Below are 26504 nucleotides of genomic sequence, written 5' to 3' on the forward strand. Positions count from 1 at the left end.
AAAAAGACGAGAAAAGGAAAGGAATCAGAACTGTTTCGCTCTGATTCCTTCACGTTAACCTCACATTTCGCACCCTGAATAAAAATTCAAAATAAGCCTGATTTGAGTGAATAAAAATTAGTTATTTTACAATATTTGTATAAAAATTTATTTTTATGCGAATATTTTGGTTATTTTTTGTATATTATGCAAAGGTTGCGAAATATGAGTTAACTGAATTTATACTGTCTACTTTTCGGATCGCAGTGCACAGGCACCGATCCTAATGGAAAAATGCTCACTCAAACTAAAAAAGTGATTTAACAAAATTTTTTGCTTTGTTAACCGCAGTTCCAACTGCTCTTGCTCCTGTCTTTAATGAAGCAACGACAGTTTTCCTAACCTTTTGGGCGGTTTCACATATCTTACCACCAATTGTTGAACCAGCCATGTAGGCAACTGTACCTCCAACAATTCCTCCTATTACAGCACCTACTGGACTACCCACAATCGGTATCCAGCTTAAAGCCAAAGCTCCTGCTACCGAGCCTGTAACAGTTCCTAATTCTGCACTTGCCAATCCAGCAACAGTAGCAACTGTTACTCTCTCCATTTGTTGAAGTCCCTGAGTAACACTCAATTCACCATTAGCCACTTTATTTAAAACTTTCACGTTTTCGATGGATACAGTTGCAATATTGGCAATTACTGCTGGGGGGGTTCCAGGTGGGATTGCTTTTAAAAGCCCTTTTTCTGAGGCTATTTTTAAAGCAACCGTTACTGAAGTCTTTACACCTGAATCCGCCCCTGTTTTAAGTGCTAACTCCACCACTTCATTTACTTCAATATTTTTATTGGTCATCGATTTATAAACTAAATCGTACCCAACCGCAATGGCCGCTGATCGCACACCAGCTAATGCTACATTTTTAGTCATATGACTCGTTAAATCTTTTAATTTATAGTAGTTCCAATCAACCTCTATTTGTTTTCCGCTTTGTGCAAGTTTCTGAAGCTCTTTTCCCTCTTGTTTACTTAAAGGTGTGCTTTTATAGTTTTTAATGCTTATCGTGTCTGTGCTTTTTGCCACATTTTCGACTTGACCCTTTGCAACAAGTTTTCCCTGAAATTTATAATTCCCTTTCTTAAAGGCTATGGTTGCATTTTTATAATCTGAGGAAAACTTTGCTTGATATTTCTTTACTATTCTACCTTGGTTATCCTTAATAACTAAATCCACAGAATTTCTTTTATAAATTTCCCCAGGATTTGGTTTCAAAGCCTCGGCTTTATAATCTCCACCTTTTAATGCAACGTCTAAATTGAAGGAATTAGCATGATGTTGTTCAAAAATAAAACCATCAAGATTAATATTACGATTAATAGTACCATCATTATTCAGAATTACTTGACTCATTAAATCGTTTGCATTATTAATTGCATTATCAATGTTTTGCAAGTATTGCCCAACTTGGTTCACCGACATTCCAGCAGAAGCTTCCTGCACTTTCTGTTGAAACCATGCTTCTTTAGAAACCCCATTTTCAATTGCTCTATTAATACTTTCAATGTTCCTATTGTTCAATTCTATGGTTTCTAATACTTCTTTACTGAATACCTCAATCTCTTTCTCATCAATCTCTAAATTGTTGTTTCGCAACTCATTTTTAATCCAAGCATCGTCTGTTAAACTTTTTTCTTTTTTTGAATAACTCTCAATAGTACCTTGAATAAGTTCGATAAGTTCTAATGCCTCCTGATTGTCTCCCCTATAACTCATTCTCTTCCCCTCTCTTATTTTTGGGATGCAGGTTTAAAGTGATTATTTTTATAAATTTCTGCTAAGAGCTTTATCTTATCTTTTAATAGTTCTGATAGTGGACGAGTATTTTCTATCACAGTAAGAATATCTTCTGTTGTGACATACTCTTTACCAGCAACAAACGCTTTCTCTATGCTTTCCTTTACGACTCCTTCAATATCTGCCCCACTATATCCATCTGTTTTTTTGCTCAGTTTAGCTACATCGATTTTCTCCAAATCTTCTTTTCTTCGTTTTCCAATATGAATTTCAAAAATTTTTTTTCTTTCATCTTCTGTAGGCAAATCTACATAAAATATCTCATCAAAACGACCTTTTCTTAATAATTCGGGTGGTAAGTTGGAAATATCATTTGCAGTAGCGACTACAAAAGTTGGGCTCTGTTTTTCTTGCATCCATGTTAAAAAATGACCAAACAATCGACTGGCTACCTCTGTGTTCCCGCTGTTCCCGATACCTGCAAAGGCTTTTTCAAGCTCATCAATCCAAAGAACGCAAGGAGAAATCGCTTCCGCTAACTTAATCGCCTTTCTCATATTCGCTTCAGACTCTCCAACATATTTCCCCATTAATCTTCCCATGTCTAACCGAAGTAAAGGAATACCAAAAAGGTGAGCTGTTGCTTTAGCGTTTAGTGATTTCCCACAGCCAGGCATCCCTACAACTAATACTCCTTTTGGAATATCAACTCCGTATTCAATTGCCTTGTTCATATTTTTAAAGACGCGGGATTTGTTGAAAAGCCATTTTTTTAAATTATCAAGTCCTCCGATTTCATCAAAGCTTTCCTTTAGAGGAATCATCTCAAGAATTCCTGATTTCTTAATCATTTGGTATTTCTGCTCATATACAATTTCTAAATCTTTACGATTCAGATTACCATCTTTTGAGTAGGCAAGGGATAAAATATTAATAATCTCGTATTCAGTTAACCCCTTAAAGGCAGTGGTAAACTCCTCTAACAACGAGTCAGATATGTCTGGTAGTTCATTAACCTCTATAAACTGTTTAATCAAACTTTTTATTTCTTTTTCTCCCATATAATCCATTTCAATAATGGTTGTATACTTTTCTAACTCAACAGGAATTTTCAAAACTGGCGAAACCAGAAAGATTATTGTTTCCAATCCATTATGAATACGAAGAGAAATGTCTTTTAACCTGCTAATGACATAAGGATTGTCAATAAAGTGATGCACGTCTTTTATTACGAGGATTTTTCCTCTTAGTTCATCATTATTATTCAAAAGCGATAAAGTAACTTCTAATCGATCCATGCCCTCCAGAAGAGGAAGTTTTGTTCGGAAATCAACAAACCCTCTTGATGCATTCCATTCTAAAATTTCTCTTCCATAAGCAGATTTCTTTATGATTTCATCAGCTTTTGCTTCTTCAAATGTATTTAGATAAAGAATAGGAAATTGTGCGTCAACGTAATGCAATACCTTTTCTTTTACCTGTTCTAAAAGCATTTGCTCCCCTCCCTACGATCCATAAACAAACACTTGGTCCTTATATAGAATTGCCATTTTATCATCGCTAACATCAATATCAAATTCATAAGACCAATCAAACAATCCTGGTACTTGTATCGTGCTTAACTTTTCTAATGTATCAGTATCCCAAATACTAATTTCCCCTGGTTTTTCTGTACCATCTTCTCTTTTTAAACCAACTCTTGCAGTCACTAAATATCTATCAACCACATTCATGAAATAAAATGGAGGTGTTGGTAAATCTGCTATCTTATTACCTGTATTCAAGTCAAAAACAGCAATTTCTCCTTCTTTATCTTTTTCATTTTTTAAGAAGGAATATATATTTCTTAGTGGAAACAGAGAACTCCCGAAATATAGTCCTCCATCAACATTTCGTTGGTTGCCTTTTAACGGGACAGCAAATATCTTATCCGATGCAATCTTAAAGCTTTTCATTCCTATTTTAAACATTGGATAAAATGATTTTGGATTAAACAATTCTCCCGCACCGTAAGAGGGAATATAATAAAGTTGTTGTCTATAAATTGAAAAACAATCGTTTTCATTTCTTGAAAATGCTCTCAGATCTTTTAACTTCATGTTAATTTTTCTGTATGACTTACTGCTTATAATACTTAAGTTATTTAAATTAATGGAATATGAATAATAGCTAACATCCCCTGTTCCCAGAAAACCATTAGAAATTTCATTGATAAATAATTTATTATCTTCAATAGTTATATTTCCGAACGCATTTACATCTCCCTCGTTCCAAATTAAATCCAATTCTTGTTTTTTCATTTTATATGGATTATTTAAATCAAAGATGTATAACACACTCTTATATCGATTACCTGGACCATCTACTTTTTCATAATCTAAAATATAAAACATATGCTTTTCTCTAAATGCTTTTATATCATCATAACCAAAAAAATTCGATTTGAATTGATTAATCCCCTTTCCACTATTTAAATCATAAAAAACAAAACATTTTCCTTTTCTAACTACAATCGTATTTTCATATACAAAAATATTTCTATGACCATCAGAAAAACCCGAATCTCCAAACTGACTGTAATCAATCTTTATACTTCCTATAAGATTATTAAAATCACCTTTTTGCAACGATATATTTTTTCCTTCAAATGTAACATTAGAGTTCGTACCTGGCTTGAATCTAATATCTGTATCTGAAGTTAGAACTAAATTAGCAAAAGAGATACCCTTTTGTTTGGCATTGAAAGTCCCTTCACACAACAGTTTTACTTTGGGATTATTTAAACCAACGTATTGAACATGTGAATATTTATCGCTGACCTCAAAAATATCTCCCAATAAATATACTGTTGTTTCATTATTTAACACGCTGTTCTCCAAAATCTTGCATAGTTCCTCTTGCGATGTTGCTACCTGGTCTACATTTTCAATTTGTTCATTTGTGAATTGCTTTAACATTTCTATCTTCTGTCTTTTTTTAATTATGTGATTAACATCCAAATGGTCTTCAGAAAAAGGGATGTTGAAAATTTCAAATAATCTTTTTGCAATAGTTTCCGCTTCTTCAATAGGTATATCCTTAATTCTTTCCAATTGTTCAAGTTCGTTTTTATAAAATCTCTGTTCTAACCATACCTTTAACCTGCCATCAAAAAATAGCTCCATCACTGATTCCAAGTCAAAATTTGCTCTTAACTCTTCTATAGTTCGCACCTTTGCACCTGACTTCATTATCAAAGGAAATTTAATACTTCTCTTAAGCATGGCCCAACCCCTTTCTTTTAATCATATTTATCAGCCATTAATTGAATGGTTCTTTTCATTTCATCTCTTAGACTTTGAGGACTAATAACCTCTACACGCTCTCCTTGGCTCAATAGCCACATCACGCATCCTTTTCCATAAACCTCCGCTTCAATTAACCATCCTTCTGGAAGGTCTTCAATGACTTTAGCATTAGGAAACCTGTCCAATACAGCAGAAAGCGAAAGACCAAAAAATTTAAATCTAATGGTCATTAGGTCTCCTGCATACATAAATTGAATACGTTTTCTAAGCTCCCCTTCTTCTATCCTGTCTTTTTCGGAGTATTTGAATTTCTCTTGTAACAGCTTAAAATGCTTAATTCTGTCCACTCTAAAAAAAGCTGGTGATTGATATTCACTATCCTTTATAAACGCAATTAAGTAGAAATAATATTCGGAAAAAATTATCGAAACGGGTTTTACAATTCTTACTGACTCTTTTCCATCCATTCTTTCATAAGTTATCTCTATCATTTGTTTGTTTCTAATGCTAAAACCAATATCCCAAATCATCTTCAGAAGGGGTTTGTTATGCTGTAATGGTTGAAAATGAATTAACTCATTTCCAATGATAGCTTTTATAAATTTTCTATCCTCTTCAGTTGCCTGACTAAGGAGAGCATCAATTAACCCATTCATCTCTGATTTACAAAAAGCTCTGCTCTCCAAAATTATCTTTATGATGCTTAGCAATTCGACCCCAGTTAAAGGATTTTTAACAAATCCACTTAGGTAATATCCTTTTTTAGAAAAGTCGTATAGTATTTCCTCACCAGCACAGTTATTAGATAAAAACATTCTTATGTCATCAATATCTCTCTGAACGGTTCTTTCGTTTACACCTAATTCATCAGCAGTTCTCTTCTTATTGATAACTCCCCCTTTTCGGAACGTATCATACAATTTAAGCACCCTACTTATTTTCGCCTCTTTCTCTTTGTCCACCGTATCACCCTTAGAGTTTCCAATTAATTCTTTATACTTATATTATCAAATAGGTTAGACAGAATCTGTCATACCAAAATATTTTTTAAAAGTCCGAGTTTATATCAAATAACCGATGGTGCTAGATAAAATCGAGCAAACATAAAAATAGCCCTTGCCTGCGGATCTCCTTTAGAATGAAAGTGCGACCAAACATTCGAAAGGAGAATCTCCATGCAAGAGCACTTTCGTTTTACTACAGACAAAGCAAAAATTCAAAAACAATATGCAGCGATTTTCTTTTTTGTTTCTGCCCAGCTGTCACACATTCAACGCTATCTTCAACGTCGCAATCGTCATTTGGCGAAACAAGAAGACGCGGTGATCATTGCCATTCATCTTTTAGGCTTGGCTTCTCTTCCGAACGTGCATGGCATCGCTTTGTTACTGGGAACTTGTTCACGAATGGACAGTTTCTCGAACGTTCTTGCCGAGCGCTGCGCTTTGCGATCAAATCGCAAACAGCACCCGACACCGTTCGCTAATCTCCCAACCGCTCCCGTACTTCCTCCTCTGTCATGTCGAGAATATGGGCAACGTCTGTTATACTCATTCCTTTTTCGACCATTTTTCGAATCGTTTCATTTTTCCCTTCTTCTCGACCTTGTTCTAATCCTTCTTTCAATCCTTCTTGTCTTCCTTCTTCCTGACTGCCGCGAATGTTTGAGAGTTGATCAAGGAGCCATTTCAGCCGCATTTCGTATGCGTAGCGGTTTTCGGGGTCGACGCTTAAGTTTTGCCATTCTTCTAGTGCTTCTAAAATGTCTTGTTCTGTCATGGCTATTCCCTCCAATTCACGAAACATCTCTTCATCCATTTTTTTCGTTCGTCCATCGACAGCCGACAACATCGTTAGCCATGGCCATTCCGGTGACTGTTTCACTTCTCTCCGATATTTCTTCCATTTTACCATAAATTGTGACAAGTCGAGTACGTCAACTACCCCCACTTAGCTAACGCTTGAAGTGGGGGCTTGCCACTCCCCAGAAGTGCAAACGGACTTCGTCCTCCTTCCTTGACTTGGGGTTGCATCAGGGGCAGGTTGACGACTACCCAACGACATAGGTCATGCCTATATCGCTACCGAGTGGCTCGGCATGTCTGTAGGCAGTACTTGACTTCCACGCACAACAGACGGATGTACGCTCGATGTTTTACGGTTGCAACGTTTCCTGCAACCAACTCCCTACATCGAGTAACGGGGATTGGAGTGCCTTGATTCAACGGTTTTCTCCACATTCTTATTCTATCATATACAAAAGAAAGGAGGAAGGGCGATTCCTCCCCGACTTTCGCTCTCGCTTAGAAGTCGGGGTCTCCTCGCCAAAGATGATGAAAATTGGAAATCGGGTGGCTCATTTTTTATGTGATCGAACCGTTGAAAAGTGGCTCAATTTTAGATTATCAAATACATGGATATTTGCCGAACCATTTCGACTCAATATGGGCTATCTACACAACATTTATACTCGTTTCGTTCTATATGTATAAGAAATAGAAGGCACCTTTGAGATACTTCACTCTCAAAGATGCCTTAACACCAAAGAAAAACAGAATATATTGAAACGTTAGCAACAACACCCAACGGCTAACTAGATACCACAAAGAACGCTTTTGCTACGCCCCCACAATATCTTCTGAATTTCTGTTAATCTCATCGATAATGCGAATAATCTTCCGCGCGTCGTCCATGTTGTCTTGAAAGAGTTCAACAATGCTGCCGACGGTTTTAAACGGTTCTTCCTGCAGCACCCGCTTGTCCATGACTCCATTTTTCACAAAGTAATCGACGATCAATTTGACAAAGCGGCTCTGTTGGATGTTCAACCGTTCGCTTGATAAAAATTCGGAAAACGCTTCGTTGGCTGCCTGCGGGTCAAGGCCGACGATTTGGCGGACGAGCTTTGTAATCGGTGTGTCTCCGAATTCTCTTTGATAATCTTCCTGTGTGCCAAGCTCATTCCAAAGAATATGCTCCAACGTTTTTACGTCTTGGACGGTTAGCTTTTTATTATTTCGCAACTTGTAAATGGCCATCTGGTCGCGGTGTTCGTGCAGATAATGTTCCACCTTTTTCCGATAATTTTTCAGATCATTGACAGTAAACATCGGGCCGTTTTCTTTGACTTCTAAAACTTGGTCTTTAAAGTTCGTATAGTAAATTTTTTGCGTCTCTTTTTCAAGGAATTTGACTAAGTCACGCAACGCTTCACGGACAGCTTCCAATTCGAAAATATCGGCTTCGCTCCAAAACTCTTCCGTCTGCACCTTTTCGATGATGTATTTTTGCTCCTGCACTTGCGGGATCGAACCGAGCTTCGATAACGCCTCTGCGGTGCGAATCACACTGCGAATCGGCTTCGTCGCATTTTTCGTTTGCAGCTTCGCCAATTCGATCGTGTACATAAGCAAATCAAACCGTTTCGCCAATTCATCATCGTTCAGTGGAACAATCAGCGGTGAAATATGTTCTTTGATTTCATTAACATCCATCGCTGTTAAGGAATCCCACTTGGCTCGGTTTTTAAACTTATGCACATATTGAATATGTTGGCGTACACGGAAGTTTTCTTCGTTTAACTTATTGATTTCCGCTAGCACCTCGTCAATCAATTCATTGCGATAGGCAATATACTCTTCTTCTTGGTATTGTAAATGTTGCAGTTCTTTAATGATTTCGATTTTGGCATTAAATAGACGCTCCGTTAAACTTTCCACCGTTTTTCCTTCGATTCCTTTTGGATTTTCGCGGAAAAACTCAAAGTTGCCGCAATAGTCAAAAATAAGGAAATGCGTTTTATCTTGCCCGACTCCGAATAAGTCTTTGCATAAACGGGTTCCGCGCCCGATCATTTGCCAAAACTTTGATTTGGAGCGTACTTTCTTGAAGAACACAAGGTTGACGACTTCCGGAATATCCACTCCTGTATCGAGCATATCAACCGATACCGCAATTTGCGGCCATTTGTTGCGGTCGGAAAAATCATCGATTAATGTTTGGTAGTAGTTCACGCTGTAATCAATGACTCGTGCAAAGCCGCCCTTGTATTCAGGGAACAATTGATCAAAGCGCTCCACAATCCGTTCCGCATGACGATGGTTTTTCGCAAAAATAATCGTTTTGCCGAGTTTGTCTCCGCCTTCGACGCGAATTCCTTTTTCCATTAAATCTCTCAGCACCGTATCAATCGTATCGTCATTAAACAGCCATTCGTTTAACGCGGTACTGTCAATATCCTCGCCTACTTCATCATCAAACGTTTCTTCATACCGCTCTTTTTCTTCATCCGATAACTCATCGTAATGAATGCCATCTTCCAAAAATTTCAACTTTGTCTCAATGGTGCGGTAATCGACTAAATAGCCGTCTTGCACCGCCTGGTCCAACTCGTACGCATACGTCGGCACGCCGTTTTCCAGATCAAACACTTCATACGTATTGCGGTCAATGTCATCTTTCGGCGTGGCGGTAAGCCCGAGCAATATGGCATCGAAATAGTCGAAAATGGCTCGGTACTTCTTGTAAATGCTCCGATGCGACTCGTCGATGATGATGAGATCAAAATGCCCGACCGTAAAAAGCCGTCTGCCGTCTTTCCGCTTCGCATCATCAATCGCGTTCATCATTGTCGGGTACGTCGAAAACACCATGCGGCTTTCCTCTGGATTGTCTTTGTTATCAAGCAAATTGCAAAGCGTCAAGTTCGGCAACAAATGGCTAAAGCTATTTTTCGCTTGCGTGACAAGCGTTTTGCGGTCCGCTAAAAACAAAATATTTTTTACCCAATTATGACGGGTAAGAACATCGACAATCGAAATCGCTGTCCGAGTTTTGCCGCTCCCCGTCGCCATGACAAGCAACGCTTTGCGCCGTTTGTTCTCGAGCGCGTCGCATACGGCTAAAACCGCTTCTTTTTGATAATAACGATTCGCGATGTTGTCATTGATTTGCACATTTTTTAGCGGCCGCTTCATCGTCCGACGATCAATAAGCAAGCTTAATTCTTCCTTATTGTAAAAACCGGAAACTCTCCGCGCCGGATAGTTAAGATCGTCCCACATATACGTTTCAAAACCGTTTGTGTAAAAAATAATCGGACGTTGGCCGTGCATTTTTTCAATACAGTCGGCATATAGCTTGGCTTGCTGCTTTCCTTTGTTCGGATCAGCGGTTGTCCGTTTCGCTTCGATGACCGCCAGCGGCTTTCCGTTGTCGCCAAAAAGGACATAATCGACATAGCCGACTCCTTCCTCATTCGGCATGCCAACGACAGGGTATTCCACAATAACGTCCTTTTTAAATTCCCAACCAGCAAGCTTCAAATCTAAATCAATGTATTTCTTTCTTGTTTCCCATTCGCTTAGTTCATCGACTTGGAAGTGGTACTCTTTTGTATTCTCTTCCCGTTTGGCGGTGAGAAGAGCGCGAAGCTGTTCATTTTCTTTCATCATTTCCTCAAGACGCTTGTCTTTCGAGCTTAACCGTTCGTATAAATCTTTCAATTCTTCCGGACGCTCGCGCTTTTCCTCTCCGATTGGCAGCAATGATTCATCAAAATCCGTAGCGGTGTATTCATCTGAATAACAATAATCAATCCAAGACACAAACTGATGAAGATGATGCAGGGAAAGAATCGCTTCTTCCCGCGTAATCATCGAGTTCGTATGAACCGCGACATTTCCCAGTTTGACAATGTAACGCAACAATGGCAACAAGTCTTCATCAATAATGGACAAAAAGACGTTGTCATGAATCAAACTGGAAAGATTATCTTGATACGGAACTTTCAAAGCGCTGTCAAAGCTGTACACCCACTTCACCGCAAGCTCCAGCGCGCGGCGCGTCAAAATCGCGCACGTCGCCGGACTCACAACTAAACTTTTTTCCGCCTCTAAACACGCATTCGTAAAGCTCTCATAATGAGGTTTTCCTACTAAAAACTGAAAGTTGGATAACAACAAATACCCCTCCCCTGACCAAACCGACATGAATTTCCTTCACATTTATTAATCGTTGAATAGTTCTCCCTTAAATGCACGTTGCATAAGGGAATTGAACATATTTTGTATCTCTGCTTGACTTTTTAAAAGAAGTTCTTTCTTTAAGTTTATTTGTCGTATAGTAGCTGCAAATAATTCCTGTAACTCTAAAGGTGGAATAATGATCTCAAGTTCTTTTAAATTTTTTAAAGGAAGCTGCGGTTGAGAAGATCCTGTTTGTGTTTTCTTTAAAACTAATTGAAAGCTATTAGATGTATAAAGTTGCTGGAAAAAAATTCGATTAACATTTTTCAATCTAAGAATCGCCATTTGAGCATTTATGAACCCTGTGTCATAACCTTCTTCATCAAAAATGACTATATTCCCAATGGATCCCCTTAATGTAACAATTAAATCTCCCTGTCTTAATTTCCCTTTTCTCAATTGACTAAACTTTTCCTTTGTAATATACGTTACTTTCGATAAGTCTAATTTGTTGTTCACAAAGTTTGAGGTAGACAAAAAAAGTATACCTTCACTAACAAGCTCATGTTGCTTCGGATAGTTTTCACCTCGATCTCCATCCTCAATTTCCGCAATATCTTTTAATTTCTTAACATCCCATCCCTTTGGATTACTTACTGGATCCCCAAACATCTCCAAAAACACACTTTGCGTTAACTGGTCTAACGCTTCAATTTGGGCTTTTCGTTTGTCGATGAGTTCTTGGGCTTTATTTAAAACTTTTACTATTTTTTTCTGTTGTTCTAACGTAGTAAGTGGTATTTTTATCTGATTCAACTTATCTTTATTTAACGTAGCTCCTTTCACAGCCCTGTCTGATAGTTTATCAAGTTTAAGAGTTTGTAGTGCATAATACAAATATTCTGGTATTAGTTTATCCTTTTGAATGATAGGAAAAGACGCAATTGCTTCATTTGTATATAGTTCTTCAGTTGTTATTGCTATTTTTCCTATAGAAAGTTTAAAACTCATTAAAACAGTATTTTTCGGCACTATTTTCATTTTGCACTCGTTAACAGCTAAATCAGTAATCTGTTCTTTCGTGTTAGATACATATTTACCTTGCATATCAGAAATTGAAAGCCACTTGTTTCCATTTCCCCAATATGCTTGATTTGATCTAGAAGGGGTTTTCCCAATATTAATCTCACATAATTCATTTAGTTTTACATACTCCATTCAATCATTACCTTCCTATCATTTCTTTCAACTCTTGTAATCCCTGCATAATCTCTTTTTCCAACGTTTCCACTCTTTCAAGTATCACACTCGGCGCTTCATACTGCACTTCTTCATACTCAATCTCTTTATACTTGTTAATCGAAAGGTCATAGTCGTTTTCACGAATTTCTTCCACCGGCACGAAGAACGACTGCTCCGTGCGCTTCCGTTCTTTTTCCGCTTCACGGTTATGGAAGCGCGCAATGATGTCCGGGATATCGTTTTCTTCAATCGGGGTGCGCTTGTCGTCCAATGAGTATCCATCGGCTTTCATGTCATAGAACCATACTTGATCCGTACCGCCGACTCCCGTTTTCGTGAAAATCATAATCGCTGTCGATACGCCCGCGTATGGTTTAAATACGCCGCTTGGCATCGAAATAATCGCTTCTAATTTATGATTTTCCACGATTTCTTTGCGGATGTCTTTATGCGCTTTGGAGCTGCCGAACAATACCCCATCCGGCACGATGCACGCGCAACGTCCGCCCGTTTTTAAAATGCGTAAGAATAATGCCAAAAATAAAAGTTCGGTTTTCTTTGTCTTTACAACTTTTAACAAATCATTTGAAACTGCATCATAATCTAATGAACCTTTAAAAGGCGGATTGGCAAGGACAAGGGTGTATTTGTCCTTATCTTTGTTTTGTTCCGACAAGGAGTCGCGATATTCGATATTCGGATTTTCAATGCCATGGAGCATCATGTTCATCGCACCGATGCGCAACATCGTGCGGTCCATGTCAAAACCGTAGAACATATGGTTATTAAAATGCTCTTTTAAACTTTGCACTAAAAATAAGTCACTGCGATGTTTACGCAAATACTCTCCTGCCGCGACTAAAAACCCTGCAGAACCTGCGGCTGGGTCGACGATGATGTCTTCCGGCGTCGGTTTCATCAGCTCGACCATCATGTGAATGATATGACGCGGGGTGCGGAATTGGCCGTTCGTGCCTGCGGTGGCGATTTTCGATAACAAATACTCGTACAAATCGCCTTTCGTATCGCGGTCTTTCATCGGAATGCGGTCAATGCCGTCGACGATTTTGACGAGCATTTGCGGCGTCGGGATCATGAAAATGGCGTCGCCCATATATTTTGCATAGGCCGATTCCCGATTGCCGTGCAAGTTTTTGATGAACGGAAACACTTCATTGGACACGACATCGTACATATGGACGGCTTCAAAATGTTTGAATTTGCTCCAGCGCAAGTGCTGCTTATCGGGAGGAAAAATGCGTTCCGATTCAATGCCGAGCAGCGCATCCTCCTGCTCGCGCTGCGTTTCGACTTCATCCAAGCCTTTGATGAACAGCAAGTATGTAAACTGTTCAATGACCGTCAACGGGTTCGTAATGCCGCCTGTCCAAAACGTTTCCCATATTTTATCGACTTTATTGCGCAATTCGCCTGTGAGCATGCCTATGTACCTCCTTGTTATTTCCAATCTCCATTATATACTGTTTTCGGCGCAAAAAGGGAAGAAAAATAAGTTTTATGCCTGCTGATGCTCAGGAAGACGGAAGGTGGCTTTCGTCGTGGAACGGAGAAACTCCCACTTCGCTTTGCTTGAAGTGGGAGTCGTTCACAATAACCGTTCGAGGAACGCTTGCAAGTGTTGTGGATTCTCAATAGGATTGATTTGACACTCCACACGCCTAAAGGCGTGGGATTCTTGGGGCGTTCGCGTCCTCATCCCTTTCGGGTTCGGACAACGCCCAAGTTTGGGGCTGTGTCATCAGCCCGTCCCATCGGGTTAGCATGTACCCCGATGGACGGCGCGCCTGTGACCAATGCGCTAGGTTAGGCGCTCAAACCCGAAATCGCTTTGGCGATGTTGATGGCGCCATTCAAGTCAGCGTGGGATGGCGGGCATCATTTCACCTCCTCCCTTTTATCTTGCAAACAGGAGAGAGGGAATATCGATCTAACAAATGCTATATAAGTTGCAATAAAGAATTTCTGATTGTTCGTTTCTGTTTTACCTCCATACAAGTCGACTTTGATATAACGTGGCGAGTGATCGGCTGGATGGAAAATAAAATTTCAACTTATACTATCACTCAAAAAATCGTAATTTACAATATTCACTGTAAACTCTTTCAAAGTCATCAGGATGCAATGTGCCACGTTTATTAGTCTCATTAAATACAGATAATGGAAATACCCTGAATTTTTCGCATCTTGCCCATGATTTTTTCGTTAATCCCGCTTCCTGATAATACTGAATCTCAATTCGATATTGATCATGTATGGTGGGAGGAGCTTTAGGTCCTTTTGATGTTATTTTGATTGCAACGGCAGCAGCAATATTATGTTCTATCTCCACAATAAGAACCGGGCGAAATTTTCCGCCCGGTTGATCTTCGAAGCCGAAATAAACATCATAAATATCTCCAGGCTTGACGTTCATTATGATCCCTCATCAATCTTCAAACCATTCCAAATCATCTGGATCATCAGGATTCAAAAGAACCCGGCCTTCATCATCTGTTTTAAATACTTTTACTTTGCCGCTTTCAATCAATGATTGAAGACTTGGTTTTTTGATTTCTGTTGCTGGAGTCATGTCTTCACGCTCCTTTTTCTTCATTTTTCCACCACCTAATCAAGAATGTAGGTGGTACCAGTATATCCATAGGGAAAACAATTTAGAATGATGGATTTTGGACAAACGCTACAAGTTCTTATCATTATTATATCTGGAAAAGGGAAGACAGTAAACAAACATATATCACAATGACGCAAAGAAGAGAATAAATCAATGAAGAGGGATCACGTCTTATCATGATCGCAATACATATCATTTCAATATTCACAATATCATCATAGCCTATTTACCTCTTTTTTGATCGAAAGACTCAATGATTGACATCGTGTCTTTTCACATTCAAAAACACATCAATGAATATAAGGGATAGGCGCTGACACATGGAATATGAACCTTTTGATTTTTAAGTTAACATAACTCGTCTTATAGGACTTTACTTACTAAGGCGGCAACCGGATTGTCATGGCGGATGTACTCCCGCCACGGCAGTTTGCGCAATTCCACCGTTAGAAAGCGGAAGTCAAGAACAGTAAAGAACGGAAATTGGATCGTAAATTACAAACAACAGGGCCGGATGGACCGGCCCGTTGCCTTATCTCTGTAAATTCAAAATAAACTCGTTCCTCCCTCCCCCTCTCCAACCCGCATGCTTACGTCCCCATTTCTTCCCATTGGAAATAAACTCGTTCGTTCTCCCCCGATTTTTTCGATGTTTTTCTCCGATTTTTTCCCGCTTTTTTCCTCCAAACGAACCCACTTTATTTCGATTTTTGGAAAAAGAAAAAGGGAAGAACGTGGGCGCTTCCCCCCGCTTCCTCCCTCTCATCCCTCCTCATCTCGATCCCTTTTTCCTTGATTTCTCAATGATTCCCCCGCTTTTTCTCCCTCTCTTCTTTCCCCATCAGGAGCGGGAGATGGACTGTTTCTTTTTCCAGTAAAATTCATCCAAAGCCCGACTTTATTTTTCGTTATGAACGGTTATTTTTTAAGTGGAACGAGTTTATTTTGTGTTTACAATCTCAACTGAATCTTCGCCACACACTCGACATGCGCCGTATGCGGAAACATATCGACCGGCTGGACTTCGATCGTTTCGTAGCCGCCGTCTTCTAAGATGCGCAAGTCGCGGGCGAGTGTCGCCGGATTGCACGAGACGTAAACGACGCGCGGCGGCTTCATGGCGATGATCGTTTCGAGCAGCGAGGCGTCGCAGCCTTTGCGCGGCGGGTCGACGACCAAGCAGTCAGCGCGGATGCCTTCCTGATACCAGCGCGGGATGACGTCTTCGGCGGCGCCGACTTCGAAGGTGACGTTTGTGATGCCGTTCAGCTCGGCGTTGCGCTTGGCGTCTTCAATCGCTTCTGGGACGATTTCGACGCCGTAGACATGCTTCGCTTTTCTCGCTAAAAAGAGCGAGATCGTGCCGATGCCGCAGTAGGCGTCCATGACCGTCTCCGATCCGGTCAACTCAGCGTACTCGAGCGCTTTGTCATACAGCACTTTCGTCTGTTCCGGATTGACTTGGTAAAACGAGCGGGCCGAGATGGCGAATTGGATGTCGCCGATGCGGTCGGTGATGAACTCGCTCCCCCATAACACACGCGTTTGGGCGCCGAAAATGACGTTCGTCCGCTCGGGGTTGATGTTTTGCACGATCGATGTCACGTCCGGGATTTCACGGACGATGGCGCGGACGATCTCTTGTTCGTGCGGCAAATGCTCGGTGCGGGTGACGAGAACGACCATCACCTCGCCTGTCGCCGCGCCGTAGCGGGCGACAATATGGCGGAGAACGCCCTTGTGCGTGGTTTCGTCGTACGGGGGAATGCCATAACGCTCGGCGATGCGCTTCACCGTCTGAACGACGACATCGTTTTTCTCTTGTTGGATGAGACAGGCATCCATATCGATAATCTCATGGCTCCGTTCTTTGTAAAAGCCCGCGACCAGCCCTCCCTCGCGCTCGCCGACCGGCACTTGCGCCTTGTTTCGGTAGCGCCATGGGTTCTTCATCCCGATGACGGGATGGACGGTGACGCCGTCAAGCTTGCCGATGCGGGCGAGCACTTCTTTCACCTGCTTTTCCTTCGCTTTCAGCTGGCCCCCGTAGCTTAGGTGTTGCAACTGGCAGCCGCCGCATTGGCGATAGACGGGGCACGGGGGCTCGACGCGGTCCGGGCTCGGTTCGTACAGCTCGATAAGCCGGCCGTACCCGTAGCCTTTTTTCACTTTGACGACTTTCACGTTCGCCCGCTCGCCGGGAAGCGCGTTTTTCACGAACAAGGGAAAGCCGTCGACTTTCGCCACTCCGAGACCGTCGTGGGTCAAATCCGTGAATACGACGTCATAATATTCATTTTTAGCAACCGGTGCTTGCTGCTTCGTCATGTCGTTCTCCTTTCTGCCGATCGGTTTATACCGTTAGCGTTCCCTTATTGGCTTAGACATAAGAAAAGAACAGGCTCATCTTCCTGTTCTCACTTGTTCCGCCTTGTCTTTCGGCATGATGACTTCCAAATGGCGGTACAAATTGACAAATTCCCCTGGAAGCATGCCGCCGAATTCCCCGTCTAAGTTCAGCTGCATCGGCGATCGCACCTTCACCCGGTTCGCTTTCGTGTAAATGATATGTGGGTCGTTGATATGCTCGCCGCGCGCGGCGAGCGTGACAAGGCGAATGAATTCGGCCAAGTTCGTTTTCTTAACGATGATAAAATCGAACAGACCGTCATTGAGTGACGAATCGGGCGCCAGTTTTTCAAAACCGCCGACCGAGTTCGTGAGCGAAACTAAAAACATCATAATCTCGCCTTCAAAGAGCTTGCCGTCGTACTCGATTTGCGCTTCGGTCGCCTTGATGGACGGAAGCATCTCGATCCCTTTTAAGTAATAGGCGAGCTGGCCAAGCATCGTTTTCAGCTTGCTCGGCACTTCGTAGGTGAGCTCCGTCAGGCGGCCGCCGCCGGCGATGTTGATGAAATAGCGCGTTTTGTCTTCGTTCGTCACACAGCCGATGTCAATGGGGACGGGCTCGCCCGTGGCGATCACCTCGCATGCCCCTTCGATCGAGCGCGGCACGCCGATGGCTCGGGCGAAATCGTTCGTCGTCCCGACGGGGATCACGCCTAATTTCGGCCGATACGGCTGATTAGCGATGCCGTTGACGACTTCATTGATCGTTCCGTCGCCGCCCGCGGCGACAACGAGATCAAATTCCCGCTCGACGGCCTGACGCGCCGCTTTCGTCGCATCCCCCGGCCCTTCGGTCGCATGGCATGACGTTTCATAGCCCGCTTTTTCCAACCGAACGAGCACATCGGGCAAATGGCGCTTAAACAGTTCGCGCCCCGATGTCGGGTTATAAATGATTCGAGCTCGTTTCATCATCCTCAACCTACTTCCTTTTTTCCATTCCACTCGTTCCCATCATAGCGAAACAATGCTTGATGCGCAACTCCGAAGAATGTCGCAAGTATGACCACGAGAAAAAGCGCCCTTCGTTCGATCAAGGGCGCCGCACACCATGTTCATGACTGGCTCGCATTCGCATCTTCGGAAACGGTTGGCTTGGCCGTGACGGCCGATGATGCACCGCTTGTCGTGAGATTCTCAAGCAACTGCTTCACATCGATGCCCGTCGAGGCTTTTAACGTCTCCTGCAAGCTCGCCATTAAGTTCGTCGCATAGCCCGTGACACGGTTGGCGCCGCCCCCCGCTCCTGAGCCGGTGTCGACGATCGTCAGCTTCTCGATGTTCGCCAGCGGGCTCGCCACCTGCTTTGCGTATTCCGGAAGCATCTTGATGATCATGTCGAGCACAGCTGCTTGGCCGTAGCGCTCGAACGCTTCGGCGATCTTTTGTTTCGCTTCCGCTTCGGCGAGACCTTTCAGGCGGATGATTTCTGCTTCCGCTTCCCCTTTGGCTTTCTCCGCTTCAGCCTTCGCCAACCCGTCAAGGCGGATGCGCTCCGCTTCCGCTTTCGCCAGCGTTTCGACGCGGTATTTTTGCGCATCGGCTTCGGCGATTTGCTTCGCCTTTTCCGCCGCCGCTTTTTGTTCAATCGCATAGCGCTCGGCGTCGGCTTTTTTCTTCACTTCCGAATCGTACTGGCGCTCGCGGCGCAAAATTTCTTTTTCTTCAAGCTCGATTTGTTTTTGCCGCTCGATGATTTTAATTTGCATTTGTTGCGCCATGACTTCCTGCTTCGCCTTCGCTTCTTCGAGGTGGTACGCCTGATCGGCGCGCGCTTTGGCGATGTCTTGTTCACGGCGGAACTCAGCGAGCTTCAGTTGGTTGATTTTCTCCGCCTCCGCGATTTCCGTCAGCCGCTCGAGCTCCGCTTTGCGCGCTTCTTTATCGGCTTCGGCTCGCTTGATGCGCGTCTCTTTTTCCGCCTCGGCCGTGGCGATGTCAGCATCGCGCTTCACTTGAGCGATGCGCGGTTTCCCGAGCGCATCGAGGTAACCGTTTTTGTCGCGCACGTCTTTGATCGTAAACGAGACGATGACCAACCCCATTTTTGCCAAGTCTTGCGAAGCGACGCGCTGCACTTCTTGCGAAAATTTATCACGGTTTTTGTAAATTTCTTCTACCGTCATCGACCCGAGAATGGAGCGGAGATGGCCTTCGAGCACTTCTTTCGCTTCGTTTTCCATGTCTTGGCGCGTTTTGCCTAAAAACTGCTCGGCCGCGGTCGCGATTTCGCCGATCGAGCTGCCGACTTTAATGATCGCCACCCCGTCCGCCATTACGGGCACACCTTGTTCCGTATACACTTCCGGCGTTTGCACATCCAATTTGATCGACAATAAACTAAGCGGCTCGGCCTGTTGGAAAATCGGCACGACAAACGTGCCGCCGCCGCGGACGATTTTAATTTTGTTTCCCGATTCGTCGACATGAACGTTTTTGCTTCCTAAGTAGCTGCCCGTGACGATGAGCGCCTCGTCCGGCCCGACCGTGCGGTAGCGGGCGATGAAAATGGCAATAAGTCCAACAAGAAGCAAGACGACGACACCAATGACAATCAACCATGGCGCAACAGTCATGACGTTTCTCCTTTCATAATGTTAGATGGAAAGATGGTACGGATCGTGCTTCGCTACCATCGCGACGCCGTTTTCCATTTGCACGACAATGACTTCTTCCCCCGACGGAATGGCTTCATGGTTCACACTCTTCGCTGGTTTGGCCACCGCCCCGCTTTTGCGGGAAATGAGAATTTCCCCCAACCCGTCAGGCGGCACCGAGACGATCACTTTGGCAAGCGACCCCTCCAAATCGGTGTCCGTATACCCAAGCGACGCCTCGGCCGAGCGGAGCGGCAAAAAGACGAAAAAGTGCAAAAGCAACACGGCAACAAGCGCCACCCCAATGCTAAGCCAAATGATAGAATCTGATGCCCAATCCGTATACATTTCCGCCAACAGCCCGACCGCGCTGCCGACGATGAAAAATGATAAAATGAGCTGCGGGCTGAACAACGGGTGGTCCACTACATCAAATGCACCATCTAGCACATCACTAAAGAAAAAATACACAACCGTCAACACCGCACTGACCACCAGCACGATCCCATATATGACCTCAGGCGGATGGCCAAAAATCATTTCCCTCCCTCCTTTCGCCTTTACCTATTGATACGGGCGAGGCAACGGTTGGTTTCATCATTTTTCCAATGCCATCAAAATTCGACAAATTCTTTCCTATTTCCTTTCTTTGAACAAAAAACTTCTGTGAAAAAGGCTGTGGTCAGGCAGGATTTTGCCTTGCATGGATCGAATAAAACAAATGGGAGTTCAAAAATAAATAGGGAGGGAGACCATGTCAGAAACGCGCATTGACCATGATCGCCTGTTTAAAGAGTTGTTAAGCACGTTTTTTGAAGAATTCGTTCTCCTCTTCTTCCCACGCGTATACGAGCATGTTGACTTTAACCATCTTTCCTTTTTATCAGAAGAAGTGTTGACCGATGTTACTGCAGGGGAAAAACATCGAGTCGATCTATTGATCGAGACAAAGCTAAAAGGGGAAGATGGACTGATCATTGTCCACATCGAACACCAAAGCTACATCCAACCCGCTTTTTCAGAGCGAATGTTCATTTATTTCAGCCGTTTATTTCAAAAACACCGCCGCCGTATTCTTCCAATCGCTATCTTCAGCTATGACGCCACCCGTAATGAACCTTCCTCTTTCACTGTGGAGTTTCCGTTTTGGACCGTTCTCGATTTCCGTTTTTTGACCATAGAATTGCGCAAACTCCCGTGGCGCGAGTACATCCGCCATGACAACCCGGTCGCCGCCGCTCTGTTAAGCAAAATGGGGTATAATGAAGATGAGAAGGTGGAAGTGAAAAAGGAATTTTTGCGCATGCTCATCCGCCTCGAGCTCGATGAGGCGAAACAGCGTCTGTTGTTCGGCTTTTTCGAAACATATTTGCGGTTATCGGATGAAGAAGAAATCCGACTGCGAAATGAGGTGAATACAATGGAGGAGAAGGAGGCTGCCAAAGTCATGGAACTCATCGTTTCATACGAGCAGAAAGGCATGGAGAAAGGAATGGAGAAAGGAATGGAGAAAGGAATGGAAAAAGCAAAGATGGATGTTGCGAAACGAATGTTGGCAAAAGGATATGATGCCGACACGATTCATGAACTGACCGGGCTGCCGCTTGAAAAGATTAAACAAATGAAGAAGTAATGCGGGGACAAGGGCCTTTCTCCCTGATATTCCATCCCGGATTGTCGTCGTCCTCCGATCTCTCAAAAGCCTTGAGGATCGACGACAATCACTGATAGAAGAAATTAGTTGGGAGCAAGGCCTCTCAACGTGATTCTTATCCATTTTGGCTGACATCCCGATCCTCTGAAAGCCCAATCCGCTCAAGCTCACGCCCCAAGCGTCCCGTAAGCATAAGCCCGTACATGTGAAAATCAGCTCGGAGCGACCAAAGCGGATGGCCGAAGGTAGCTGGCTTGTTTCCTTCGATAAAAAAGTGGCTGAACCAAGCGAGTGCATAGGCGGCGATTGGCGCGCCAAGCAGCCACCACGCGTTCTTCGTCACGATCGCGATGATCACAAACAAAAACACGAAACTCGTCGCGGCAAAATGCCATCTCCGCGTCGCCGGTTTGCGATGCTGGGTCAAATAGAACGGCCAAAACTCTTCATAATCGCGGAATTGTATGTCCCTCTCCCCCTTTGTCGTCATCTCCTGCACTATCATTGTATTTCATCCATCACGTAAAATGTCTGCAAGTTGTGCTTTTGTTTCGGCACAGTAAACTTGGCGGCAAGTTGGGCCGTACGCAGCTGGAAGATGTTCATTTCCCCTGCATTGTCCGCCTTGTTCCCCTCCTGCGGCTCGAACAATATATACACATAGTCGCCGTGAAACCGTGCTTCCCAGTACACTGACGGCAGCTCATGCTTCTCCATCACCTTAAACCGATCGTTCAAAGCGATCCAACCCGACTTTTCCCTCTGGACATAGCTCACCCACAGCGTGTCTCCTTTCACTTGGAGCTGATCGAATCGCGTTTCCTCTTGCCCCATGTCCCAATCCATCACTTGCCAAGTGCGAGGGTCGACGATGGTGAGACTCGGTTCTGTCGTGAGCACTAAACGATGTTGAAACATCACCATCGAACGGGCGGTTTTCGTGGGCAACGGGAGTTCCTTCACGAGTGAACCGTTTTGATCGACGACATACAATGCCCCGTGCTCTTCCTCAACGTCATCGACAAATACGTAGAAATACCGCCCATCATGCAGCACTTGCAAAACGTAAGGAGGAAACCGCTTGGAAAACGCTTCTTTTCCCTCTTTCTTGAACCGAACGACATTCGTTTTCACATCTTGATTAATCGATTGAATCTCCCACTTTCCATCCGATGACAAAAACGACAACGGAGCAGAAACCTCTTCTTTCCGAACCGCCGTCCACGTGTCGGGATTCAATTGATACACGTGTCTTCCCACATAATCGGACCATAAAAGCAACTCCCCTGTTTGCACGGCAGGGGAAATGTGAGAAATACCCACGGCTTTTAACTCGGCGAGCTGGCGCATCCCACGCCAATCCGCTTCCGCTATATACGCCTCGCGTTCCAATGGATGAGAGTACAGAAAGAAAATGTGCGCTGACGACGGATCTTCCGCCAGGTTATCTTTGGACGGTTCATACGTCCGCACCGAGGAGACGATGGAATCGTCAACGTTCTGCACCCAATACACGATGACAGGCGCGGCTGCCGCCAGCACAACCCATATCCATCTCTGCCGCTTCCACCAAGCCTGCCCTTCCTTTTTACCTCCTATGCGCTTGACAAGCAATCCCCAGTACCATACGATGTAAAGGAACAACGCAAGCGACAGCCACGCCCACCATTGTCCTTTGGCAAGGGATTGCTGCCAATAGTCGAACGGATCGACACCGACCCTGGCGATCGTGTGAAAATTGTTAAGAAAAAAGAGCGGCACTGCGAGCACCGCAGCGAGCGAATACAAGCGGCGAACCGTTCCTTTCACCAGCATCATCACACCGGCGAGCAACGTCGCGGTGCACATGAGGTAGTACAACATTGACATCCATAGCGGTGCACTTGGGCCCATTTCAAATCCCCTTTTAAATGCTCAAAACATGGTGAAAACATCGCTAGTTTAATACATAGTATGCAGACATAGAGAAAGCAACGAGAAAGAAAATCGCCGCAATAGTGATTCTCCATTTCCTGCTTTTATTTTTGGACATCTTATCTAGGGTAATAAACACTCCAATGCCAGCAACAACAATGAAAAAGTGAGACCATTCGGAGGGATAAGTAAAAATAGCCATGATCGATAATACAACAATCATGATGACATTCCACAATGCCCCTCTTTGCCTGAATGATAACGGCACTGGCACCATCTCCTTGAAAAAAATTTGCCTTTATATAGAGGCAAGAGCACAGCCTATCGCATATCCCCCTAAGCATCCTAGACAAGCACCACACGCATAAGGACTGGCAAACAAACAACCTCCGCAAGCGGATTCACACGCAAACTTCGCCCAAGAAGGGAATGTCTTCCAGTTGTTTTTGATACACTCTTGCACTCGATCCCAATATCCAGCCTTAACCTCATTTGATTGAATCAAATGATTTTCTTCGTAAAATTCAACATTTGTAACCATTCCATCAGCCATGTTAATGGTTGCTGTTACGATTTTAACATCATCCAAAGTTTTGATCGTATATAACATAAACTTATCATTGATTTTTTTCAGTTCAATATAGGTGGGATCTGTCAATTGATCCTGTTTTCCATCTACACCTACGACTAAATATGCCTTTTGATCATTATACTTTGGATTATCTTTAGATGGAATCATAACAACAGAAATTCCATTCTGATAATCCACTTTTATGGATTCACGCCACTCAAAATCATTATTTTTAAATTTGCTAAGCTTAGCATTGTAAAATTGACTTAAAGTGTGTTTTACATCGTTGATCAAGTAGATATCTTTTACTTTATCCGTTTTGAAATTTGAAACTTCCCGTACTTTTTGGCATGATGTACAATTTTCATTCTGTTGATTAGACGACTTAGCCAAACTATGTGGAATATGAACTGAATAAGGTTGTAGGAGGAGCAAAGAAGAGAAACAAAGAGCAACGAGATAAGGTACAAATCGTTTCATTACGTAACCAGCCCCTTCATGAATTTATATATCCTTTCTTCAAAAACAACCTACACACGGCTTTACTTGTACTGATTTTACTTTTAACGCTCGTAAGGACATTTTCCGAAATGCGCATCCTCCTCAGCATACAATACCCGATGTGCAAATGAGGCTCAAAGCGACAAGTGGAGAGAGCAAGAAAGATTTTTTCATAAAATACAAACACCTCCGTTAAATCAATATATTTACAATTAAAATTCTATTAGAAATGCAAAAAAAAATGAGTATTTATTACTAATGGAAAAATAGTCATATATTCACAAAAATTAGAGGGTACGAACACTCTCCCATCTGCGCTCACGCTTAGAGTTGGGGAATTCTTGGAAATACCCGCCCCACGACAGGCTGCCAGCCAAGCCGTCCCCGTGCGTCCCATGGTTCGGCTGCCTTGTGACGACAGCAAACGAAGCCCTTCCTTCAACATCATTCCGAGCGGCGTTATGATCCGGGTCATGGGGCGCCCTGCATTGCGGGCGCACCCACTCTCGGACATGCAGCGGCTACACGTCGTCCTGCCAGCTCTCGCAATATGAGCAGACTCGATACAAAGTGCTGACGACACGGATCAACGTACAGCCGTCTCATTTCGCTTTATACTCCAGCATCATGAGCAAGCGCTCCACACGAAAATGAAAATCGCCTCTTTCCAGCCGCTTCGGCTGAAAAGAGGCGCTGTTTCTTACGATTGGCTGTTTTCTCTCGCCTTGAGCGTGACCGACACGGTGGTCTCAAATCCGTCGCGGTAGACGGTCATCTTAATGCGGTCACCGACCGATGTTTTCGTATACAAATATTTGCGCAAGGCGCTGACGCTGTCGATTTTGTCGCCGTTGATGGCGACGATGACGTCTTTTGACTTCAACCCGGCATCGGCCGCCGGCGAGAACGGTTCGACCGCGGTGATGGCGGCGCCGCTTGTCACATTAGACGGCAATTTCAGCTCACCGGTGCGGACGTCATCGGACAAATCGGCCACATCGACGAGCTGGACGCCAAGGTACGGGCGTTTGATTTTCCCGTCTTTCATGAGCTGTTCGACAATCGGTTTGACATTTTCACTTGGGATGGCAAAGCCGAGCCCTTCGACGCCCGTTTCCGCGATTTTCATGCTGTTGATGCCGATCACTTGACCCGCGCTGTTGATGAGCGCCCCACCGCTGTTGCCCGGGTTGATCGCCGCATCCGTTTGGATGACGTCGATTTCCCAATCGCCGTCTGATGTGGACACCGGCATCGTCCGTTTGCCGCTGACGATGCCTTCCGTCACCGTCCGCGACAAATCAAGTCCGAGCGGGTTGCCGATCGCCGCCACGGGTTCGCCGATTTGCACTTTCGACGAGTCGCCGAAGCTCGCCACTTTCGTTACGCCATCGGCTGGGATTTTCAAGACGGCCAAATCGGTCAACGCATCCGCGCCGACGATGTCGGCTTTCACCTTTTTGCCGTTCGGGAGCGCCACCTCCACTTTGTTCGCTCCTTCAATGACATGGTTGTTCGTCACAATGTAGGCCACATTGCCTTCTTTTTTAAAGATGACGCCCGAACCCGTTCCCGCTTCTGTATCTTGTGCTTGATCAGAGAAAAAGTCCACTTGCTTCTGAATGTTGACGACTCCGACGACCGCATCGGCGACTTGATTGATCGCCGCGATCATGTTGGTCTTCGTGCTCGAGGTCGGCTGCAATGGCAGCGCCTCGCTTTTTGCGGTCGTTTCCGCCGCTTCCGTTTGGGAATTGGTTTCGCCGTGAATCCATTTCGGCGCTACATACCATGTCGCCGCGCTGCCGATCACCGCCCCAGCGACGGAAGCGGCAAGCCACGATACGAAGCGGCCGCGGCGTTTCGGCTGCGGAGTTGGTGTTGGTTCAAATGGCATCATGTCCATTTGTCATCTCCTCCTTTATCATGAATGGTCATCCATAACCAA

At 43.9% G+C, this 26504-nt stretch carries 20 protein-coding genes and 2 pseudogenes; 2 read left to right on the forward strand and 20 right to left on the reverse strand.

Annotation, left to right across the window (positions count from 1 at the left end; translation table 11 throughout):
• Positions 1 to 286 precede the first annotated feature (286 nt).
• From BRO54_RS04755 to BRO54_RS04770, 4 genes are read right to left on the reverse strand one after another with little or no spacing between them, the layout of a single operon-like run.
• Positions 287 to 1759 carry a hypothetical protein gene (locus tag BRO54_RS04755; RefSeq protein ID WP_068895519.1) on the reverse strand — a complete coding sequence of 491 codons (1473 nt, stop codon included), beginning with the start codon at positions 1757 to 1759 and terminating at the stop codon, positions 287 to 289.
• A 14-nt stretch (positions 1760 to 1773) separates the two neighbouring features.
• On the reverse strand, positions 1774 to 3273 hold the full coding sequence (locus BRO54_RS04760) for an AAA family ATPase (protein ID WP_068895521.1): 1500 nt from the start codon (positions 3271 to 3273) through the stop codon (positions 1774 to 1776).
• 12 nt (positions 3274 to 3285) lie between these two features.
• Positions 3286 to 5043: an eIF2A family protein gene (locus BRO54_RS04765; protein ID WP_068895523.1), complete on the reverse strand. Its 1758-nt coding sequence runs from the start codon at positions 5041 to 5043 to the stop codon at positions 3286 to 3288.
• 17 nt (positions 5044 to 5060) lie between these two features.
• Complete coding sequence (locus tag BRO54_RS04770; protein ID WP_068895525.1) at positions 5061 to 6029, reverse strand: helix-turn-helix transcriptional regulator; 969 nt, start codon at positions 6027 to 6029, stop codon at positions 5061 to 5063.
• Positions 6030 to 6242: 213 nt separating this feature from the next.
• On the opposite strand from BRO54_RS04770, the pseudogene BRO54_RS04775 reads away from it, so the two are divergent.
• Positions 6243 to 6523, forward strand: a pseudogene (locus BRO54_RS04775) (IS982 family transposase); the annotation flags it as partial.
• A 26-nt stretch (positions 6524 to 6549) separates the two neighbouring features.
• Here the strand turns inward: BRO54_RS04775 and BRO54_RS04780 are convergent.
• The 11 genes and pseudogenes from BRO54_RS04780 to BRO54_RS04840 form a co-directional block, all read right to left on the reverse strand.
• On the reverse strand, positions 6550 to 7017 hold the full coding sequence (locus BRO54_RS04780; RefSeq protein WP_239691207.1) for an Rpn family recombination-promoting nuclease/putative transposase: 468 nt from the start codon (positions 7015 to 7017) through the stop codon (positions 6550 to 6552).
• 668 nt (positions 7018 to 7685) lie between these two features.
• Entirely contained in the window at positions 7686 to 11027 is a 3342-nt protein-coding gene (locus tag BRO54_RS04795) for a DEAD/DEAH box helicase family protein (protein WP_074043305.1), read from the reverse strand.
• A gap of 48 nt (positions 11028 to 11075) precedes the next feature.
• Entirely contained in the window at positions 11076 to 12251 is a 1176-nt protein-coding gene (locus BRO54_RS04800) for a restriction endonuclease subunit S (protein ID WP_021322246.1), read from the reverse strand.
• Positions 12252 to 12258: 7 nt separating this feature from the next.
• Positions 12259 to 13716: a type I restriction-modification system subunit M gene (locus tag BRO54_RS04805; protein ID WP_074043265.1), complete on the reverse strand. Its 1458-nt coding sequence runs from the start codon at positions 13714 to 13716 to the stop codon at positions 12259 to 12261.
• Positions 13717 to 14355: 639 nt separating this feature from the next.
• Positions 14356 to 14709 (reverse strand): type II toxin-antitoxin system PemK/MazF family toxin, encoded by a 354-nt coding sequence (locus BRO54_RS04815; protein WP_074043266.1) that lies wholly within the window; start codon positions 14707 to 14709, stop codon positions 14356 to 14358.
• Positions 14710 to 14721: 12 nt separating this feature from the next.
• Complete coding sequence (locus BRO54_RS20025; RefSeq protein ID WP_023633335.1) at positions 14722 to 14889, reverse strand: hypothetical protein; 168 nt, start codon at positions 14887 to 14889, stop codon at positions 14722 to 14724.
• Between the two features lie 387 nt (positions 14890 to 15276).
• Positions 15277 to 15402 (reverse strand): annotated as a pseudogene (locus BRO54_RS20420) (DUF4351 domain-containing protein); the annotation flags it as partial.
• A 456-nt stretch (positions 15403 to 15858) separates the two neighbouring features.
• The gene (gene rlmD, locus BRO54_RS04825; RefSeq protein WP_074043268.1) at positions 15859 to 17235 is read right to left on the reverse strand and encodes a 23S rRNA (uracil(1939)-C(5))-methyltransferase RlmD; all 1377 of its coding nucleotides are present in this window, start codon (positions 17233 to 17235) and stop codon (positions 15859 to 15861) included.
• 75 nt (positions 17236 to 17310) lie between these two features.
• A complete protein-coding gene (locus tag BRO54_RS04830; protein ID WP_074043306.1) occupies positions 17311 to 18231 on the reverse strand; it encodes a diacylglycerol kinase in 921 nt (306 codons plus the stop codon).
• 143 nt (positions 18232 to 18374) lie between these two features.
• Positions 18375 to 19895, reverse strand: coding sequence for a flotillin family protein (locus BRO54_RS04835; protein WP_074043269.1), 1521 nt, complete (start codon positions 19893 to 19895; stop codon positions 18375 to 18377).
• Between the two features lie 21 nt (positions 19896 to 19916).
• Positions 19917 to 20456: an NfeD family membrane protein gene (locus BRO54_RS04840; RefSeq protein WP_084544542.1), complete on the reverse strand. Its 540-nt coding sequence runs from the start codon at positions 20454 to 20456 to the stop codon at positions 19917 to 19919.
• 214 nt (positions 20457 to 20670) lie between these two features.
• Here BRO54_RS04840 and BRO54_RS04845 point away from each other — a divergent pair, with 214 nt between their 5' ends.
• Positions 20671 to 21549 (forward strand): Rpn family recombination-promoting nuclease/putative transposase, encoded by an 879-nt coding sequence (locus BRO54_RS04845; RefSeq protein ID WP_074043270.1) that lies wholly within the window; start codon positions 20671 to 20673, stop codon positions 21547 to 21549.
• Between the two features lie 136 nt (positions 21550 to 21685).
• On the opposite strand, the gene BRO54_RS04850 is transcribed toward BRO54_RS04845, so the two are convergent.
• The 5 genes from BRO54_RS04850 to BRO54_RS04870 form a co-directional block, all read right to left on the reverse strand.
• Entirely contained in the window at positions 21686 to 22075 is a 390-nt protein-coding gene (locus tag BRO54_RS04850; protein ID WP_033010064.1) for an Mpo1-like protein, read from the reverse strand.
• Positions 22072 to 23463, reverse strand: a complete 1392-nt coding sequence (locus tag BRO54_RS04855; protein WP_074043271.1) for a hypothetical protein — start codon at positions 23461 to 23463, stop codon at positions 22072 to 22074. The genes BRO54_RS04850 and BRO54_RS04855 overlap by 4 nt, the downstream gene beginning before the upstream one ends.
• Before the next feature lie 43 nt (positions 23464 to 23506).
• Positions 23507 to 23752 carry a hypothetical protein gene (locus BRO54_RS04860; RefSeq protein WP_020958535.1) on the reverse strand — a complete coding sequence of 82 codons (246 nt, stop codon included), beginning with the start codon at positions 23750 to 23752 and terminating at the stop codon, positions 23507 to 23509.
• A gap of 30 nt (positions 23753 to 23782) precedes the next feature.
• Positions 23783 to 24535, reverse strand: a complete 753-nt coding sequence (locus tag BRO54_RS19365; RefSeq protein WP_033010060.1) for a hypothetical protein — start codon at positions 24533 to 24535, stop codon at positions 23783 to 23785.
• A gap of 721 nt (positions 24536 to 25256) precedes the next feature.
• Complete coding sequence (locus BRO54_RS04870; RefSeq protein WP_074043272.1) at positions 25257 to 26462, reverse strand: S1C family serine protease; 1206 nt, start codon at positions 26460 to 26462, stop codon at positions 25257 to 25259.
• Positions 26463 to 26504: the final 42 nt, after the last annotated feature.

This window comes from Geobacillus proteiniphilus, from assembly GCF_001908025.1.
Classification (GTDB): Bacteria; Bacillota; Bacilli; order Bacillales; family Anoxybacillaceae; genus Geobacillus; species Geobacillus proteiniphilus.

Bases quoted from the DNA above. Each gene is read 5' to 3' on its own strand.
- rlmD (WP_074043268.1), bottom strand. From the start codon at position 17,235: ATGACGAAGCAGCAAGCACCGGTTGCTAAAAATGAATATTATGACGTC.
- BRO54_RS04845 (WP_074043270.1), top strand. From the start codon at position 20,671: ATGTCAGAAACGCGCATTGACCATGATCGCCTGTTTAAAGAGTTGTTA.
- BRO54_RS04755 (WP_068895519.1), bottom strand. From the start codon at position 1,759: ATGAGTTATAGGGGAGACAATCAGGAGGCATTAGAACTTATCGAACTT.
- BRO54_RS04835 (WP_074043269.1), bottom strand. From the start codon at position 19,895: ATGACTGTTGCGCCATGGTTGATTGTCATTGGTGTCGTCGTCTTGCTT.
- BRO54_RS04830 (WP_074043306.1), bottom strand. From the start codon at position 18,231: ATGAAACGAGCTCGAATCATTTATAACCCGACATCGGGGCGCGAACTG.
- BRO54_RS04840 (WP_084544542.1), bottom strand. From the start codon at position 20,456: ATGATTTTTGGCCATCCGCCTGAGGTCATATATGGGATCGTGCTGGTG.
- BRO54_RS04800 (WP_021322246.1), bottom strand. From the start codon at position 12,251: ATGGAGTATGTAAAACTAAATGAATTATGTGAGATTAATATTGGGAAA.
- BRO54_RS04815 (WP_074043266.1), bottom strand. From the start codon at position 14,709: ATGAACGTCAAGCCTGGAGATATTTATGATGTTTATTTCGGCTTCGAA.
- BRO54_RS04870 (WP_074043272.1), bottom strand. From the start codon at position 26,462: ATGGACATGATGCCATTTGAACCAACACCAACTCCGCAGCCGAAACGC.
- BRO54_RS04760 (WP_068895521.1), bottom strand. From the start codon at position 3,273: ATGCTTTTAGAACAGGTAAAAGAAAAGGTATTGCATTACGTTGACGCA.
- BRO54_RS04850 (WP_033010064.1), bottom strand. From the start codon at position 22,075: ATGATAGTGCAGGAGATGACGACAAAGGGGGAGAGGGACATACAATTC.
- BRO54_RS04765 (WP_068895523.1), bottom strand. From the start codon at position 5,043: ATGCTTAAGAGAAGTATTAAATTTCCTTTGATAATGAAGTCAGGTGCA.
- BRO54_RS04855 (WP_074043271.1), bottom strand. From the start codon at position 23,463: ATGGGCCCAAGTGCACCGCTATGGATGTCAATGTTGTACTACCTCATG.
- BRO54_RS04805 (WP_074043265.1), bottom strand. From the start codon at position 13,716: ATGCTCACAGGCGAATTGCGCAATAAAGTCGATAAAATATGGGAAACG.
- BRO54_RS19365 (WP_033010060.1), bottom strand. From the start codon at position 24,535: ATGAAACGATTTGTACCTTATCTCGTTGCTCTTTGTTTCTCTTCTTTG.
- BRO54_RS20025 (WP_023633335.1), bottom strand. From the start codon at position 14,889: ATGAAGAAAAAGGAGCGTGAAGACATGACTCCAGCAACAGAAATCAAA.